General features: G+C 65.8%; 13 protein-coding genes. 9 read left to right on the plus strand and 4 right to left on the minus strand.

What is annotated here, in order from left to right:
- Positions 1 to 3: 3 nt before the first annotated feature.
- The 4 genes from xdhC (at position 4) to GC1_RS16435 (ending at position 6,612) form a co-directional block, all read left to right on the plus strand.
- A complete protein-coding gene (xdhC, locus tag GC1_RS16420; RefSeq protein ID WP_019294493.1) occupies positions 4 to 897 on the plus strand; it encodes a xanthine dehydrogenase accessory protein XdhC in 894 nt (297 codons plus the stop codon).
- 31 nt (positions 898 to 928) lie between these two features.
- The gene (locus tag GC1_RS16425) at positions 929 to 2,524 is read left to right on the plus strand and encodes a xanthine/uracil/vitamin C permease (RefSeq protein ID WP_019294492.1); all 1,596 of its coding nucleotides are present in this window, start codon (positions 929 to 931) and stop codon (positions 2,522 to 2,524) included.
- Between the two features lie 74 nt (positions 2,525 to 2,598).
- Positions 2,599 to 3,897: a guanine deaminase gene (guaD, locus tag GC1_RS16430; protein ID WP_029204632.1), complete on the plus strand. Its 1,299-nt coding sequence runs from the start codon at positions 2,599 to 2,601 to the stop codon at positions 3,895 to 3,897.
- 177 nt (positions 3,898 to 4,074) lie between these two features.
- Positions 4,075 to 6,612 (plus strand): AMP-binding protein, encoded by a 2,538-nt coding sequence (locus tag GC1_RS16435; RefSeq protein WP_019294490.1) that lies wholly within the window; start codon positions 4,075 to 4,077, stop codon positions 6,610 to 6,612.
- On the opposite strand, the gene GC1_RS16440 is transcribed toward GC1_RS16435, so the two are convergent.
- The 3 genes from GC1_RS16440 to GC1_RS16450 form a co-directional block, all read right to left on the minus strand.
- The gene (locus tag GC1_RS16440) at positions 6,609 to 7,817 is read right to left on the minus strand and encodes a pyridoxal phosphate-dependent aminotransferase (protein WP_019294489.1); all 1,209 of its coding nucleotides are present in this window, start codon (positions 7,815 to 7,817) and stop codon (positions 6,609 to 6,611) included. The genes GC1_RS16435 and GC1_RS16440 overlap by 4 nt on opposite strands.
- A gap of 141 nt (positions 7,818 to 7,958) precedes the next feature.
- Positions 7,959 to 8,846: a LysR substrate-binding domain-containing protein gene (locus GC1_RS16445; protein ID WP_019294488.1), complete on the minus strand. Its 888-nt coding sequence runs from the start codon at positions 8,844 to 8,846 to the stop codon at positions 7,959 to 7,961.
- A 1-nt stretch (position 8,847) separates the two neighbouring features.
- Entirely contained in the window at positions 8,848 to 9,738 is an 891-nt protein-coding gene (locus GC1_RS16450) for a LysR substrate-binding domain-containing protein (RefSeq protein ID WP_036761698.1), read from the minus strand.
- Between the two features lie 153 nt (positions 9,739 to 9,891).
- Here GC1_RS16450 and amaB point away from each other — a divergent pair, with 153 nt between their 5' ends.
- Together amaB and GC1_RS16460 are read left to right on the plus strand one after the other, a co-directional pair.
- A complete protein-coding gene (amaB, locus tag GC1_RS16455; protein WP_019294486.1) occupies positions 9,892 to 11,394 on the plus strand; it encodes an L-piperidine-6-carboxylate dehydrogenase in 1,503 nt (500 codons plus the stop codon).
- Positions 11,384 to 12,655, plus strand: a complete 1,272-nt coding sequence (locus GC1_RS16460; protein WP_019294485.1) for an NAD(P)/FAD-dependent oxidoreductase — start codon at positions 11,384 to 11,386, stop codon at positions 12,653 to 12,655. The genes amaB and GC1_RS16460 overlap by 11 nt, the downstream gene beginning before the upstream one ends.
- A 182-nt stretch (positions 12,656 to 12,837) precedes the next feature.
- On the opposite strand, the gene GC1_RS16465 is transcribed toward GC1_RS16460, so the two are convergent.
- Complete coding sequence (locus GC1_RS16465) at positions 12,838 to 14,007, minus strand: zinc ABC transporter substrate-binding protein (protein WP_052260522.1); 1,170 nt, start codon at positions 14,005 to 14,007, stop codon at positions 12,838 to 12,840.
- Between the two features lie 101 nt (positions 14,008 to 14,108).
- Between GC1_RS16465 and GC1_RS16470 the strand changes: the two genes are divergently transcribed.
- Genes GC1_RS16470 through GC1_RS16480 form a run of 3 tightly spaced genes read left to right on the plus strand, consistent with a single transcriptional unit; the run spans position 14,109 to position 16,149 of the window.
- Positions 14,109 to 14,591 carry a Fur family transcriptional regulator gene (locus GC1_RS16470; RefSeq protein WP_019294483.1) on the plus strand — a complete coding sequence of 161 codons (483 nt, stop codon included), beginning with the start codon at positions 14,109 to 14,111 and terminating at the stop codon, positions 14,589 to 14,591.
- Complete coding sequence (locus tag GC1_RS16475) at positions 14,588 to 15,346, plus strand: ATP-binding cassette domain-containing protein (RefSeq protein WP_019294482.1); 759 nt, start codon at positions 14,588 to 14,590, stop codon at positions 15,344 to 15,346. The genes GC1_RS16470 and GC1_RS16475 overlap by 4 nt, the downstream gene beginning before the upstream one ends.
- The gene (locus tag GC1_RS16480) at positions 15,343 to 16,149 is read left to right on the plus strand and encodes a metal ABC transporter permease (RefSeq protein WP_019294481.1); all 807 of its coding nucleotides are present in this window, start codon (positions 15,343 to 15,345) and stop codon (positions 16,147 to 16,149) included. The genes GC1_RS16475 and GC1_RS16480 overlap by 4 nt, the downstream gene beginning before the upstream one ends.
- The last annotated feature ends 50 nt before the right edge of the window (positions 16,150 to 16,199 follow it).

The following is a 16,199-nucleotide window of genomic DNA, read 5'->3' on the forward strand; positions in this document are numbered from 1 at the left end:
GCCATGACCCGCCGCCCTTCCCTCCAAGACTTTCTGGCCAGCCACAAACATGTGGTGCAGGTCGCGCTGACCCGCGTTCGCGGTTCCTCCCCGCGCGAAACCGGCACCTGCATGTTTGTGGCGCCAAGCGGCCTTTGGGGGACCATTGGCGGCGGTCAGCTGGAATATATCGCCATCGACCACGCCCGGCGGATGCTGAAGCAGGATGTGATCAGCGACACGCTGGATGTGCCGCTGGGGCCGGAAATCGGCCAGTGCTGCGGCGGCCGGGTTGAAATGTCACTGGCGCAGATGCGCCAGGCCGACCGCGACGATGCCATTGCCCGCCAGCAGGCCGAGGAGCAGGCCCTGCCGCATGTCTATGTGATGGGGGCAGGCCATGTTGGCCGGGCCCTGGCGGATCTGTTCCAGCACATGCCGTTGCGCTGCATCCTGATCGACCAGCGCGCCGATGAACTTGCCTTGTGCAACGCGGACGTGGAAATCCGCCAAAGCGCAATTCCTGAGATCGACATCGCCACCGCGCCCGCGGGCAGCGCCTTTGTTGTTCTCACCCATGATCACGCGCTCGACTTCCTGCTTGCCTCCGCTGCCCTGCAGCGCGGCGATGCGGGCTATGTCGGCCTGATCGGATCGGCCACCAAGCGGGAGAAGTTCCGCCGCTGGTGCCGGGACCATTGCGACGGTCTGGGAACCGACCGTCTCATCTGCCCCATCGGGGCAAGCGGTAGCCGCGACAAGCGGCCCAGCGTCATCGCGGCCTTCGTGGCAGCGGAAGTGATTGCTGATTTGACCTCTGAAACTGCCGCGTCCGCTCCATCACGGAGCACTGACCTGCCCCAAGCGGGTAAGCAACCGGACGCAGAGGGAGACACGGCTGGAGCAATCAGCCGGTAAGGACTGCGTCCTCTGATAGGAGGAGGCCGCCATGACCACAGGGCGGAGCTATACGTACAAACTGTTCGCGCGGAATGACTTCAGTGCATTCTGGGCGCTGTTCACAGACAACCTGATCAACCTGATCGTGCTTTCGGGCATCTGTCAGTTTGTCTTCAACATGCCTGCCGACATCGTGTTCGGCCGCATCGTGCCCGGCGCCGCAGTGGCGATCCTGGCCGGTATCGCGGTCTACACCTGGCTGGCCAAGCACACCGCCGAGAAAGAGGGCCGCGATGTGACCGCGCTGCCTTATGGCATCTCGACCCCGGTGATGTTCGTCTATCTGTTCGGCGTGATCGGGCCGATTTACTGGTCCACCAATGACGCCATGCTGGCCTGGCAGGTGGGCATCGGCGCGGGCTTCATGGGCGGCATCGTTGCCGGTCTTGGCGCCATTGTCGGCCCCTGGCTCAAGCGGGTGACCCCGCGTGCCGGCATGCTCGGCACGCTCTGCGGTATTGCGCTGGTGTTCATCGGCACCGTGCCGCTGGCGACGATCTTTGAGAATCCGTTCATCGGCTTTGCCTCGATGATCATCATCCTGTGGGGCCTGGTGGGCCGCCACCGGCTGCCGTTCAACATCCCGGCGGGCCTGCTGGCGCTGATCGTCGGTACCGTTGTGGCGCTTGGAATGGGCGAGGCTTCGGTGTCTCTCGATGGCGTTGGCGTTTACTTGCCGGTTCCTTACATCGGCGACCTGATTGCCGGTATCCAGCATCTGTTTGCCAACCCGGAGCTGTTCCTGGTCCTGGTGCCGGTGCAGATCTACAACTTCATCGAAACCATGAACAACGTCGAAAGCGCCGAAGCGGCGGGCGACCACTATCCGGTCGGCCTGTGCCAGGTGACCGACGGCGTCGGCACCATGATCGGCGCGGTCTTCGGCTCGCCGTTCCCGACCACCGCCTATATCGGCCACCCGGCCTACAAGCGGATGGGCGCGCGCTCCGGCTATATCATCGGCGTTGGCATTGTGATCCCCTTTGCCGCCTTCTTTGGCCTGCTGGCGTTCCTCAACAACCTGATCCCCGTCGCCGCTGCCGCGCCGGTTCTGGTGTTCGTGGCGCTGAGCCTGGTGACCAATACTGCGCATTCGGTCAAGACCGACCACATCGCTGCGGTGACGATTGCAATGATGCCGCATGTCTCGGCCTTCCTGGTGATCAAATGGGGTGCACTGGCAGGCGCGTTGGGCGCACTGGGTGCCACCGGCATGGCCCAGCTGGGCGATCCTGAGCTGACAGCCGCGCTGCTGCAGCAGGGCGCCCATTACGAAGGCCATCTGGCCCTCAGCCAGGGTGCGATCCTAACCGGCCTGATCTGGGGCGCCATCGTGGCCAGCGTGATCGACGGCGACTTCCGCAACGCGGGCGGCTTTGCCCTGGCGGCGGCGGTGATGTCGCTGGTCGGCGTGATCCACTCTGCCAGCCTGCATTGGCCGGAGTTCAGCGGTGTCGCCATGGGCTACCTGATCGCTGCGGCCTTCCTGTTCATCTACCCGATCTTCCACAAGGCGGATGAGCACGAGGAAGCCGAGGACGACGGTGTGAAGCCGCATGTGCCGCACCTGCCGGCGGGCGAATAACCACAAATGACACCCCAATAATAATGGGCAGGGGGCTGCGCGCTCCCTGCCTGCAAACCAAGGACAACACAGATATGACATCGAAACAGACGCTGCTGCGCGGCCGGGTGCTTTCCTTCACCGCCGAGCCGCAAGACCCCCAGGACACCAGCGCCTATGAGTTCATCGAGGACGGCGCACTGCTGGTCGCGGACGGCATGATCCTGGCCAAGGGCAGCTATGACGCGCTGGCCCCGCAGGCCGCGGGCGCCGAGGTGATCGACCACCGCCCGCACATCCTGATGGCTGGCTTCATCGACACCCATTTGCATTTCCCGCAGGTGCAGGTGATCGCCTCCTGGGGCTCGCAGCTGCTGGAATGGCTGAACAACTATACCTTCCCGGAGGAGGTCCGCTTTGCCGACGCTGGCCACAGTGCCGAGATGGCCGGGCATTTCTTTGACCTCCTGACCAGCCACGGCACCACCACCGCCGTTGCCTACTGCTCGGTCCACAAAACCTCTGCCGAGGCCTATTTCACCGAAGCCGCCCGCCGCAACATGCGGATGATCGGCGGCAAGGTGCTGATGGACCGCAACGCGCCGGAGGGCCTGTTGGACACGCCGGTCAGCGGCTATGACGACACCAAGGAACTGATCGCGAAATACCACGGCAAGGGCCGCGGCATGTATGCGATCACCCCGCGCTTTGCCATCACCTCCACCCCTGATCAGATGGAAATGGCGGGTGCCTTGGTGCAGGAGCACCCGGACTGCTACGTGCAGACCCACCTGTCGGAAAACCACGACGAGATCGCCTTCACCGCTGAGCTTTATCCGCAGGCGCGCGACTATCTGGACGTCTACCAGTCCTATGGGCTGCTGACGGAAAAGATGCTGCTGGGCCACTCGATCCACCTGCAGCCGCGCGAGATCGATGCGCTGGCCGAGACCCAGGCCAAGCCGGTGTTCTGCCCGACCTCCAACCTGTTCCTGGGCAGTGGATTGTTTGACGACGCGGGCCTGCGCGGGCGCGGCATCACCAATGCCATCGCCACCGACATCGGCGCCGGCACCAGCTATTCGATGCTGCAGACCCTGAACGAGGGCTACAAAGTCCTGCAATTGCAGAACCAGAGCCTGCACCCCTTGCGCGCCTTCCACTGGATCACCCGCGGCAACGCCGTGGCGCTGGGGCTGGAGGACAAGATCGGCACGCTGGAAGCAGGCACCGAGGCCGACATCGTGGTGCTCGATTCCCACGCCACCCACGCGATGGACCTGAGGATGCAGCGGGCGGAGACCCTGTCGGAGGAGCTGTTTATCCTGCAGACCCTGGGTGACGACCGGTCGATCGCGCAAACCTATGTGGCCGGCCAGCCGATGAAGGCCTGACCTTGCCGCCGCGGGCCAACGCCCGCGGCACTTCTACCTCAATTCTTACCATAATCTCTATTACAATCATTTTTCATACCGCTCTGACGCACATGCAAAAAGGCGGCGACAAGCCGCCCAGGAATAATTGACAAAATTAGTAAATTATAATACCCGCCGCGCTCGAAGGAGTTGCGGATGTTTTTTGACCTGGCACAATTGCGCGCGTTCGGCGCCCGTCCCTGCCTGATTGCGGCGGATGGATCCCAGCTGACCTATGCCGCTTTGGCAGATGCCGCGGAACAGTTTTCCCGCCAGCTGCCGCAGGACCGGCGGCTGATTGCGATTGAGGCCACCAGCGCTCCGCAAGCCATCACCGCCTATCTCGGCGCGCTGGCCGCAGGCCATGCCGTCATGCCGCTGCCCGCCGGGGATCAGGCCACCGCCGAAAGCCTGACAGACCGCTTCCGCCCCGCCGCCAGCTTCCGCTGCACCGGCGGCACCTGGCAGCTGCTGACCCATGCGCACGAAGCGGCGGAGATCCACCCGGACCTTGCCCTGCTGCTGCAAACCTCCGGCAGCACCGGCCACGGGCGCGGTGTGCGCCTGTCCGCCAATGCCGTGGACAGCAACGCCCGCGCCATTGCGCAATATCTGGAGATCCAGCCCCAGGACCGCGCCGCGCTGATCCTGCCGCTGCACTATTCCTACGGCCTGTCGGTGCTGCACTCGCATCTGGCCACCGGGGCCAGCCTGTGGCTCGCACCCGGTTCGGTCTTGGATGCCGGTTTTGCAGGTGCGCTGACGGCTTCCGGCGCCACCAGCCTCGCAGGCGTGCCGCATCACTTCCGGCTGCTGGACAGCGCGGGCCTGTCCCAGGCGCTGCCGGAAACCATCAAGACCCTGACCGTTGCAGGCGGCGCGATGGAGGCGGATCAAGTCCGAACCTGGGCCGCCCGGATGCAGGCCCGCGCTGGCCGGTTCGTCGTCATGTACGGCCAGACCGAGGCCACCGCGCGGATCAGCTACCTGCCGCCGGAGCAGGCATTGGTCCACCCCGGCGCCGCCGGCCGCGCCATTCCCGGCGGCCACTTGCTGCTGCGCGATGCGGGCGGCAATGAAATCACCGCGCCGGAGGGCGAGGGCGAACTGCTCTACAAAGGCCCGAACGTGATGATGGGCTACGCCGAGGGCCATACCGATCTGGCCAAAGGCGCGGAGCTGTCTGAGCTTGCCACCGGCGACCTTGCCCGGCGCGATGCCGATGGGCTGTACCATATCACCGGGCGGCTGTCGCGGATGTCCAAGATCGCGGGCCTGCGCATCGGCCATGACGCCATCGAACGCGCACTGGCTGCCCAGGGGCATGAGGCCGCGGTCTGGGGCGATGACACCCGCATCTCCATCGCCATCTGCGGGCAGGCGGACGGCATTGCCGCGCTGGCCGCCAAGCTGACCGGCGTCGGCCAGCAGCATTTTTGCGTGATCCCGCGCAAACCCCTGCCGCGCCGCGCCAATGGCAAGATCGACTATCCGGCGCTCAAGGCGCAGTCTGCCAACCCTGCGCGGTCCAAGGGCGTGCTGGCCGCCTATCAGGCCGCCTTTGCGCCGCAGACCGTGGGCCGCAACGACAGTTTTGCGTCGCTCGGCGGCGATTCCCTGCGTCATGTGGAGCTGTCGCTGGCGCTGGACGACGCCCTGGGCGGCGCCCCGGCCGGCTGGGAAACCATGCCCATCAAGGAGCTGGAGACCACCGCCCCCGCCCGCGGCAGCAGCCTGCCGTTTGAGCTGGTCGCGCGGGTGATTGCGATCCTCGCCGTGGTCATTGCGCACCAGACCCATTGGCCCACCTACGGCGGCGCCGCCGCGATGGTGATCCTGATGGGGATGAGCGTTGCCGGCTACCGCTGGGAGGCGCTGAGCACCGGTGACATGCGCAGCTTTTTCAAGCCCGTGGCCGCGGTGCTGATCCCCTATTACCTGGTGCTGGCCGGCTATGCCGTGGCCTGGGAGCAGGTGCCCTGGGTCTCTGTCTTCCTGGCCGGGAACTTTGCCCTGACCACGCCGGAAACCCATCTGATGCTGCCCTACCTTTATTGGTTTGTGGAGGCCTACTGGCAGATCACCCTGCTGATTGCCCTGCCCTTTGCGCTGCCGCCAGTGCGGCGCTGGCTGGCCGGCCAGGGCGCCTACCGCGCGGGCCTGTGCCTGCTGGGGTTTGCCGTCGCCCTGCGGCTGATCGCGCCGGAGGTCTGGCAGATCGGCGGCCGCGCGCAGTTCACTGTGCCTTGGGTCCTCTATCTGTTTGCCATCGGCTGGTGCATCACCGCCGCCCGCACACTGCGCCAGCAGCTGGTGCTGCTGGGTGCCGCCTGCGTGATCATGCCCGGGGCGGCCTATCTCGGCGGCAACTGGTACGGCGGCTGGATCAAGTACATGTGGCTGCTGGCGCTGATCGCCGGGCTGATCTTTGTCCAGCGGATGCCGCTGCCGCGCCCGGTTTCCCGCGCCGTCATGCGGCTGGCACAGGCCGCCTTCCCGATCTACCTGCTGCACCGGCTGGTGCCGGAGGTCCTGATGCCGGTGATCGGGCTGGAAGGGCGCAGCGCGCTGGTCAACACCCTCGGCATCCTGGGCGGCATCATCCTGGGGCTGGCTGTGGCCTCACTCCAGCGGCAGCTGGTGCGCGCTTGGGCCAACGCCCGCACCCGCCAGCCTGCACTGGCCGAAGTTTAAACCAGCGCCGCCACGGCTTTGCCAATCCGGCTCAGCGCCTCGCGCAGCTCCGCCTCGGATGTGGCATAGGAAATCCGGAAATAGGGCGAAATGCCAAAGGCGCGGCCCGGCACCACCGCCACATGGTGCTGGTCCAGCAGCCAGGCGCAGAAATCCGCGTCTGTTTCCAGCACCTGCCCCTCCGGCGTGCGCTTGCCCAGCACGCCTGCGCAATTGGCAAATGTGTAAAACGCGCCCTCCGGCACCGGGCAGCTGATTCCCTCCATGCCGTTCAGTGCCTCAACCACCAGATCGCGCCGCATCTGAAAACTGGCCCGCCGCTCGGCCAGCACCTCCTGCGGCCCGTTCAAAGCCGCCGCCGCCGCCGCCTGCGAAATGGACGAGGGATGCGAGGTCGATTGCGACTGCACCACCTTCATCGCGTCAATCAGCGCCTTCGGCCCGCCCGCATAACCCAGCCGCCAGCCGGTCATCGCATAGGCCTTGGAGACGCCGTTGACCGTCAGCACCCGGTCCTTCAGCCGCGGCTCCACCTGTGCCGGCGTTGCAAATTCAAAGCCGCCATAGGTAATGTGCTCGTACATGTCATCAGCCATCAGCCAGACATCCGGGTGCCGCAGCAGCACCTCCAGCAGCGGCTGGTAATCGCTGGCACTGTAGCCCGCGCCCGCCGGGTTCGACGGCGAGTTCAGCAGCAGCCAGCGTGCGCGCGGAGTAATCGCTTCCTCCAGCTTCTCCGCGGTCAGCCGGAAGCCAGTGTCATCCCCGCAGGGCACCAGCACCGGCTCGCCGCCGGCAATGCGAATGATATCGGAATAGGAGGTCCAGTAAGGTGTCGGCACGATCACTTCATCGCCGGGGTTGAGGCTGGCCATGAAGGCATCGAACAGGATCTCCTTGGCGCCGGTGCCAGCGATGATCTCGTCCAGCGCATAGTCCAGCCCATTGTCTCGCTTGAACTTGGCCTGGATTGCCTGCCGCAGCGCCAGCGTGCCGCCGAGCGGGGTGTATTTCGTCTCCCCTGCCCGCATTGCGGCGGCAGCGGCCTCCTTGATGTGGTCCGGCGTGTCGAAATCCGGCTCCCCAGCGCCCAAGATGATCACCGGCGCACCCTGCCGTTTCATCTCTGCCGCTTTGGCACCGATGGAGAGGATTTCCGAGACCTCAAGCGGATCAAGACGGGCGGCGCGGCGGAACTGGGCCATGGCAAAGACTCCCTGCTAGTTGTTTCCGCTAGGTTGAAGCGAAAAACGCACTTCAAAAAACCGACCCTTTAGGACAGAAACCATTCCAGATTGGCATTTGTCGCGAAGGGCAGCGCCCGCCCCGGTGGGGAGCGGAACACCTTAATCCCGCCTGCCCTTCAACTGCTTGCGCAGCCAGGCTTCCAGTTTCTGCACCGCCTCCGGCACCACCCCGTGCGGGCGCACCAGGAAATAGCGCTTACGCGACTCCAGCGCCGGCCCCGGTATCCGCATCAGATCGCCTGCCGCAATCTCCCGCGCCACCATGTCATAAGGCACAATCGCCGCGCCCAGCCCCGCTGTGGCGGCTGCAATCACCATCGAGTGCTGGTCGAAGTAACGCCCGTCCTGACGCGGCGCGCCCGCCAGCCCTGCGCGCTCGAACCACTCCGCCCAGGAGCCCGCGCGGCTTTCCAGATGCAGCAGCGGCGCCTGCGCCAGATTATGCGACTGCTCCAGCTGATGCGCGGCAAAGAAACCGGGCGCGCAGACCGGCACCATTTCCTCTCCGAACAGCGGCGCCATATGGGTGCCGGGCCAATTATCCAGCCCGTAATGCACCGCCAGATCGAAATTCTCGCGGGCAAAATCAAACGGCTCCAGCCGGGTGGAGAAGCTCAGCTCCACCTCCGGGTGGCGGGCAAAGAAATCCGGCAGCCGCGGGATCAGCCAGAGGTTGGCGAATGCCGGCAGCACCGCAATCCGCAAGGCCGATCGCCCCGCCCCGGCAGCGGCGGCCTTTTGCAGGGTGGCGCGCAGCCCGGCCAGATCCAGCTCCAGATCGGCGGCCAGCCCCTGCCCCGCCGGCGTCAGCACCACACCGCGACCTGCCCGCTGGAACAGGTCGAAGCCCAAGTCGCCTTCCAGCTCCTTCACCTTCTTGCTGACCGCGCTCTGGGTCAGCCCCAGTTCCTCGCCGGCGGCAGTGAAGCTTTGATGCCGCGCGGCGCTTTCAAAACAGCGCAGATGGGTCAGGCTTGGCAGCCGCATTTCAAACCTCCTCCAGCTGCATCAGCAGCCACTCGCGGAACTTGATCAGCGGATAGTCCTCTGCCTGATCCGCAGGCCAGACCAGGAAATACTCGCCCAGGCTCACCGCAGCCCCCTCCATCGCCAGCGCCAGCCGGCCTTGCGCAATCTCGTTCTCTGCCAGGAAATCCGGCAGCAGCGCCACCCCCAGCCCATGCACCGCCCCCTGCGTCATGGCGGAGGACTGGTCAAACAGCATCCCCCGCAGCTTTGTCGCGGGCACATCATGCAGGTGAAACCATTGCTCCCAGCAATCAGGGTGGGTTTCCAGATGCAGCAGCGGATAGTTCAGCAGCTCCGCCGGGCTGGCCACCGGCCCCGCCAACAGACCCGGCGCGCAGACCGGCAGCACGTGTTTCGGCATCAGGGGCAGATACTCCACCCCCGGCCAGTCGCGCGTGCCGTAGTGGATCGCCGCCTGCGCCGTCCCCGCGTCAAAGCTGAACGGCAGATTGTGGGTGTGCAGGTTCACCGTGATGCCGGGATGCGAGGCGGCAAATTCCTTGAGCCGCGGCGCCAGCCAATGGAGGCCAAAGGACGGCAGGATTGACAGGGTGAAGCTGCCGCCGTCCGGATTGGCCCTGAGCTTGACCGAAGCCTGCGCCAGCCGGGTCAGGATCATCCTCGCCTCCTTGGCAAAACCGGTGCCCGCCGGCGTCAGCTGCATCCGCATCTGGTCGCGGGCAATCAGGTCCACCCCCATCTGCTCCTCCAGCTGCTTCAGCTGGCGGCTGATGGCGCTTTGCGTCAGCGACAGATCTTCTGCCGCGGCCGAGGCACTGCCCAGCCGGTCCACGGCCTCCAGCGCCAGCAGCGACGGGATCGAGGGCAGAAAGCGGCGCGGGGCAATCATATGATCTTTGCTCATAGCTTCAGGATTTAGTTTCAATAGCAATCCGCGCCGGAGGGTGCAATTTCTATATCCAACCGACGCCCGGCGGGACATCGGCGCAAATCAGGCTAAAGTTTTGCTCATGCCCCGCCCTCGCATCATAAGGACACCGACATGCCCCATTCCGATATCCTCACCGCTGCTGGCTTGACCCAGGCCGAACTGACCGGCGGCAGCCTGACTGTCACCACGCCGGTGGACGGCAGTGAAATTGCCCGCCTGAAAACCCATTCCATAGCGGAGGCCGAAGCGCAGATCGCCGCCGCCAAATCCGCGTTCAAATCCTGGCGCCTGGTGCCGGCTCCGCGCCGCGGCGAGCTGGTCCGCCTGCTGGGTGACGAACTGCGCAAGGAAAAAGAAAACCTGGGCCGCCTCGTCACCCTGGAATGCGGCAAGATCTACCAGGAGGGCCTGGGCGAAGTGCAGGAGATGATCGACATCTGCGACTTTGCGGTGGGTCTTTCGCGCCAGCTTTACGGTCTGACCATCGCCTCCGAACGTCCCGGCCACGCGATGCGCGAAAGCTGGCACCCGATGGGCACCTGCGGCATCATCACCGCCTTCAACTTCCCCGTCGCCCCCTGGTGCTGGAACGCAGCACTTGCGCTGGTCTGCGGCGATCCGGTGATCTGGAAACCGTCGGAGAAAACCCCGCTCACCGCCCTTGCCGTGCAGAAAATCTGCGACCGCGCCATGGCGGCCTTCGGCGGGGACGCACCAGAGGGCCTGATTCAAGTGCTGATCGGCGAGCGTGACCTGGGCGAGGCGCTGACCGCCTCCAAGGACGTCGCCATCATCTCCGCTACCGGCTCTGTCCCGATGGGCAAGGCGGTGTCTGCCGATATGTCGAAACGCCTCGGCCGCACCATTCTGGAGCTGGGCGGCAACAACGCGATGATCGTGGCGCCCTCCGCCGATCTGGAAATGGCCCTGCGCGCCATCGTGTTCTCCGCCGTCGGAACCGCCGGCCAGCGCTGCACCTCGCTCCGCCGCCTGATCGTGCACGAGGACATCTATGACCAGCTGATCCCCCGACTGATCAAAGCCTACGAGGGCCTGCCCATCGGCGACCCGCTGGCCGACGGCACACTGGTCGGCCCGCTGATCGACGGCGCGGCACTGGACGCGATGACCAGCGCGCTGGGGCGCGCCCAGGATGAAGGCGGCACCGTGCACGGCGGCACCCGCGCATTGGCGGACAGCCACGGGGATGCGGCTTATGTGCACCCGGCCATCGTCGAAATGCCCGGCCAGACCGCCATAATGCACACTGAAACCTTTGCCCCGATCCTTTATGTGGTGAAATACTCAGATCTCGACCAAGCCATTGAAATGCAGAACGAAGTGCCGCAAGGCCTCAGCTCCTGCATCTTCTCCACCGACGTGCGCGAATGTGAATATTTCCTCTCGGCAGCAGGCTCCGACTGCGGTATTGCCAACGTGAACATCGGCCCTTCCGGCGCTGAAATCGGCGGCGCGTTCGGGGGCGAGAAGGAGACGGGCGGCGGCCGCGAAAGCGGCTCCGACGCCTGGAAAGGGTACATGCGCCGGCAGACCAACACCGTGAACTATTCGCGCGAGCTGCCGCTTGCTCAGGGGATCAAGTTTGACATCTGATCTGGCGTCCTGCCTCTGGCACCAAACCTGCCAGGAAAACCCCGCCTTCCTGGAGCTTTCCGGGGAGGCTGAAGCGGATCTGGTGGTGATCGGAGGCGGCTATACCGGCTGCTCCGCCGCGCTTAAAGCCGCCGAAATGGGTGCCTCTGTCAATCTGATCGAAGCGGACGAGATCGGCAGCGGCGGTTCGGGGCGCAACGTGGGGCTGGCCAATGCCGGCCTCTGGCTGCCGCCCGAGGACATCAACGCCGCACTGGGCACCGGGACCGGCAACCGCCTGTCAGGCCTGCTGGCCGGCGCGCCGCAGATGGTGTTTGACCTGATCGAAAAACACGCCATCCAGTGCGAGCCGGAGCGCAGCGGCACCCTGCACTGCGCCCATGCGCCTTCAGGCCTGAAAGACTTGCAGCGCCGCCACGCCCAGCTCACCGCCATCGGCGCACCGGTAGAGTTGCTGTCGCGCGAAGAAACCATCCAGCGCACCGGATCCGAAGCCGTGCACGGCGCGCTGTTCGACCCGCGCGCGGGCACCATCCAGCCGCTGGCCTATGTGCGCGGCCTCGCCCGCGCTGCCGCCACGGCGGGCGCGCAGCTGCACCCCCATTCCCCCGCCACAGCCATCAGCCGCGAAGGCTCTGCCTGGCATGTGGCAACGCCCAAGGGCAGCCTCCGCGCCAAGCATCTGATCATGGCCACAAACGCCTATGCCCGCGAAATCTCCGGCTACACCGCGCCGCAGGTTATCCCGGTGCATTACTTCCAGGCCGCCACCGATCCGCTGCCCGCATCCCTGCTGAAAAAAATCCTTCCGGGCAAGGAAGGCTGCTGGGACACCGCGCTGGTGATGTCGTCGTGGCGGCTGGATCAAGCCGGGCGGCTGGCGATCGGCGGCATGGGCGCGCTCAACCATTTCGGCAGCGCCCTGCACCGCAGCTGGCTGCCGCGCAAGCTGGCAGCGCTCTATCCTGAGCTGAAGGATGTGAAACTGCACAGCCACTGGCACGGCCGCATCGCCATGACCACCGAACACCTGCCCAAGATCCTGGACCTGCAAGGCGGCTATGCCTGTTTCGGCTACTCCGGCCGCGGCATCGGCCCCGGCACCCTGTTCGGGGCTGCCATGGCCGAGGCGCTGCTGACCGGAGACTCAGCCTGCCTGCCGGTGCCGCCCGCCAAGGGTCACAGCCTGCCGTTCGCAGGTCTGCGCAGCGCCTATTACGAGACTGGCGCCACGCTCACCCATCTGATCAGCGACAGATAAAGGGCAACCCCATGCGCGGAACAAGGCCGAAGGCCGCCGCGCATCGCCGGCGCGCGCCCACGCGGCGGCGATTTGGCTGAGCCAGGCGTTTCGCCGGCAGGTTCTACGGATTTGGCCGGCATAAACTGCCAGACACAACCGCCGGGATCGCCCCCGCGCGCGCCGTCAATACGCGGCTTGCTTCACTTGCAGCCGGCAATCGCCGCGCCAATCTCTTGCAACAGCGCCGGATAGAACTGCGGCCCCGGTTCCAGCCCCGCCCCCAGCGGATCCAGCACAGCGGTGCCGGCCGCGGTGCCGTCCAGCACGGTGGCAACCAGCCCCGGGTTGAACTGCGGTTCCGAGAACACGCAAGCCACTTTCAGCTCCGCCACCACATCCCGGATTTCCGCAACCCGTGCCGGGCTGGGCTTCACTGCGTCGCTCAGCGAGATCGCCCCGGCCGCGCTCAGGCTAAAGCCTTGCTCGAAATACTGATAGGCGTCATGGAACACGATGAACGGCTTGGCCCGGAAAGGTTCCAGCGTGGCCGAAACGCTTGCCACGGTTTCCGCGATCTCCTGCTTGCCGGCCTCAGCATTCGCCCGGTAAGCGGCAGCGTTGTCCGGGTCGTGCTCTGCCAGCTCCTCTGCGATCACATCCAGCCAGGCCTGCGCATTGGCCGGCAGCAGCCAGGCATGCGGGTCGGCACCCTCATGGTGATGTCCGTGGGCATCGGCGTGATCTTCTTGGCCGTGCTCTCCGGCATGTTCCTCGTGATCATGCCCTTCGTGGCCATCATGACCCGCATGGTCGTCATGGCCTTCAGCGTGGTCTTCATGCCCGTGGTCTTCGTGATCATCATGGCCCGCATGCGCAGCTGCTTCAGCATGCTCCGCATGACCATGATCGCCGTGGCCGTCATGATCTGCATGATCCTCATGCCCGCTGTGGTCATCGTGATCGCCATGCTCCTCCTGATCATCATGCGCATGTGCCTCAAACCGGGCTCCTTCACGGAACGGCAGCACCGTGGTGCCTTCGCTTTCCAGCAGCTCGATCCGGTGCGCATCACCGGCCAGTTCCTCCAACGGACCTTCCAGCCAAGGGGTCAGAGCTCCCCCCAGCCAAAACACCACATCCGCTTGGTCCAACGCCCGCGCCTCGGAGGGGCGCATCGCATAGCCATGCGGCGAAGCGCCCGGCGGCACCACAAGGGCCGGCTCGCCCAGACCCTGCATCACCCGCGCCACCAGCCCGTGCACCGGCGCGATATCCGCCGCCACTTGCGGCACCTCTGCCACCGCGGCCCCTGCCCCCGCCAGCAAAGCCACCACCGCTGCACCGCATTTCAAAACGCCAGATTTCCGCATGTCGCGCCCCATGTAATCTTATAACATCACGCCGCTTGATAAACGTCATAACATAACATATCAAGAGGCAAATCCGCCGCCGCGCAGAAGGACCCCCGCATATGGATTCCATCGGCTTTGCCCCGCACGACCACACGAGCTGCATCCAGGACGGGATTGCCGCTGTGGACGCCCAATGCCGGGCAGAAGGCCTGCAGTTCACCCCGGTCCGGCGCCGGGTACTGGAAATCCTGCTGCAGGAGCACCGCGCGCTGGGGGCTTATGAAATCCTCGACCGGCTGCGCGAGGAGGGGCTTGGCTCGCAGCCGCCCGTCGCCTACCGCGCGCTGGATTTCCTGGTGAAAAACGGCTTTGCCCATAAGATCGAGCGGCTGAATGCCTTCATCGCCTGCACCCATCCGGGCGAAAGCCACGCGCCGGTCTTCCTGATCTGCCGCGCCTGCGACGCCGTGGCGGAGGCGCAGCGCGAACCCACACAGGGCCAGCTTGGCGAGGCCGCCCGCGACGCCGGTTTTGTGATTGAGCGCGCGGTGATCGAGGCCGAGGGCCTATGCCCGAAATGCCAAGAGAAGCCCGCCGCATGAGCAGCCTGATCTCCCTCGACGGCCTCACGGTGGCGCATGGCGGCAACACGGTGCTGTCCGGCGTCAGCCTGTCGATAGCTCCCGGCGAGATCGTTACCGTGGTCGGCCCCAACGGCTCCGGCAAGTCCACTCTCTTGCGCAGCGTGATCGGCGCACAGAAGCCTGCGCGCGGCACCATCACCCGGGCGCCGGGGCTGCGGATCGGCTATGTGCCGCAGAAACTGCACATCGACCCCACCCTGCCGCTGACCGTGCGCCGCTTCCTAAGCCTGCCGGACCGGGTATCTGACACCCGTGCCGCGGAGGCATTGGAGCAGGCCGGCGCCGGAAATCTGGCAGCGCGGCAGATGTCCGGCCTGTCCGGCGGCCAGTTCCAGCGGGTGCTGCTGGCCCGCGCGCTGCTGTGCAATCCGCAGCTGCTGATCCTGGACGAGGCCACCCAAGGGCTGGACCAGCCCGGCTCCGCCGCCTTTTACCAGCGCATCGAAAAGGTCCGGCAGGAGCTGGGCTGCGCGGTGCTGATGGTCAGCCACGAGCTGCATGTGGTGATGGCGGCCTCCGACCGGGTGATCTGCCTCAACGGCCACGTCTGCTGCGAGGGCGCGCCAGAGCATGTCGCCTCCGCCCCGGAATACCGGGCGCTGTTCGGCACCGGCACCCAAGGCGCGCTGGCGCTTTACCGGCATGAGCACAATCACAGCCATGATCACGGCTGCGAACATGATCACGGGCATCATCACGAGGCTGCCGAATGACCTTGCTGGACGATTTCCTGATCCGTGCCGCGCTGGCGGGCATCGGCGTGGCGCTGGCCGCGGCGCCTCTGGGCTGTTTTGTGGTCTGGCGCCGGATGGCCTATTTCGGCGATGCCACCGCGCATGCCTCGATCCTCGGCGTGGCGCTGGCGCTCAGTTTTGACGTCTCGGTCTTTGCCGGGGTGCTGGCGACCGCGCTGGCAATGGCTACTACGGTTTCGGCTTTGGCGGGCCGCGGCTACGCCATGGACACCCTGCTGGGTGTGCTGGCGCACTCCTCGCTCGCCTTCGGCCTGGTCGCGGTCTCCTTTCTGCAGGGGGTGCGGATCGACCTGATGGCTTATCTGTTCGGCGATATCCTGGCGGTGGGCCGCGGTGATCTGGCGGTGATCTGGGGCGGCGCGGTGCTGGTTCTGGCGCTGTTGTGGTGGCGCTGGTCGGCGCTGCTGACGGCAACCCTGAACCCGGATCTGGCCCATGCCGCCGGCATTGACCCCCGGCGCGAGCAGATGGTGCTGACCATTGCGCTGGCGCTGGTGGTGGCGGTTGCGATCAAGGTCGTCGGCGTGCTGCTGATTGCAGCGATGCTGCTGATACCGGCCGCTGCAGCGCGGCCCTTTGCCGCCACGCCGGAACGGATGGCGGCCATTGCGGCGCTGCTGGGCATGCTGTCGGCTGCCGGCGGCTTGCAGCTGGCCTTTGCGCTGGACACCCCCGCTGGACCCAGCATCGTCTGTCTGGCTGCAGGCCTTTTTGCCGCCACCAGCCTCGCCGGTCTGCTGCTGCGGCGCAGCCGCGGCTGATGTTTCTAGCTGCTGGCACGGCTTGACCGGGCTCCAGGCCAGCCGCACGG

The sequence above is a fragment of the Leisingera sp. ANG1 genome (assembly GCF_000203975.2).
Lineage (GTDB): Bacteria > Pseudomonadota > Alphaproteobacteria > Rhodobacterales > Rhodobacteraceae > Leisingera.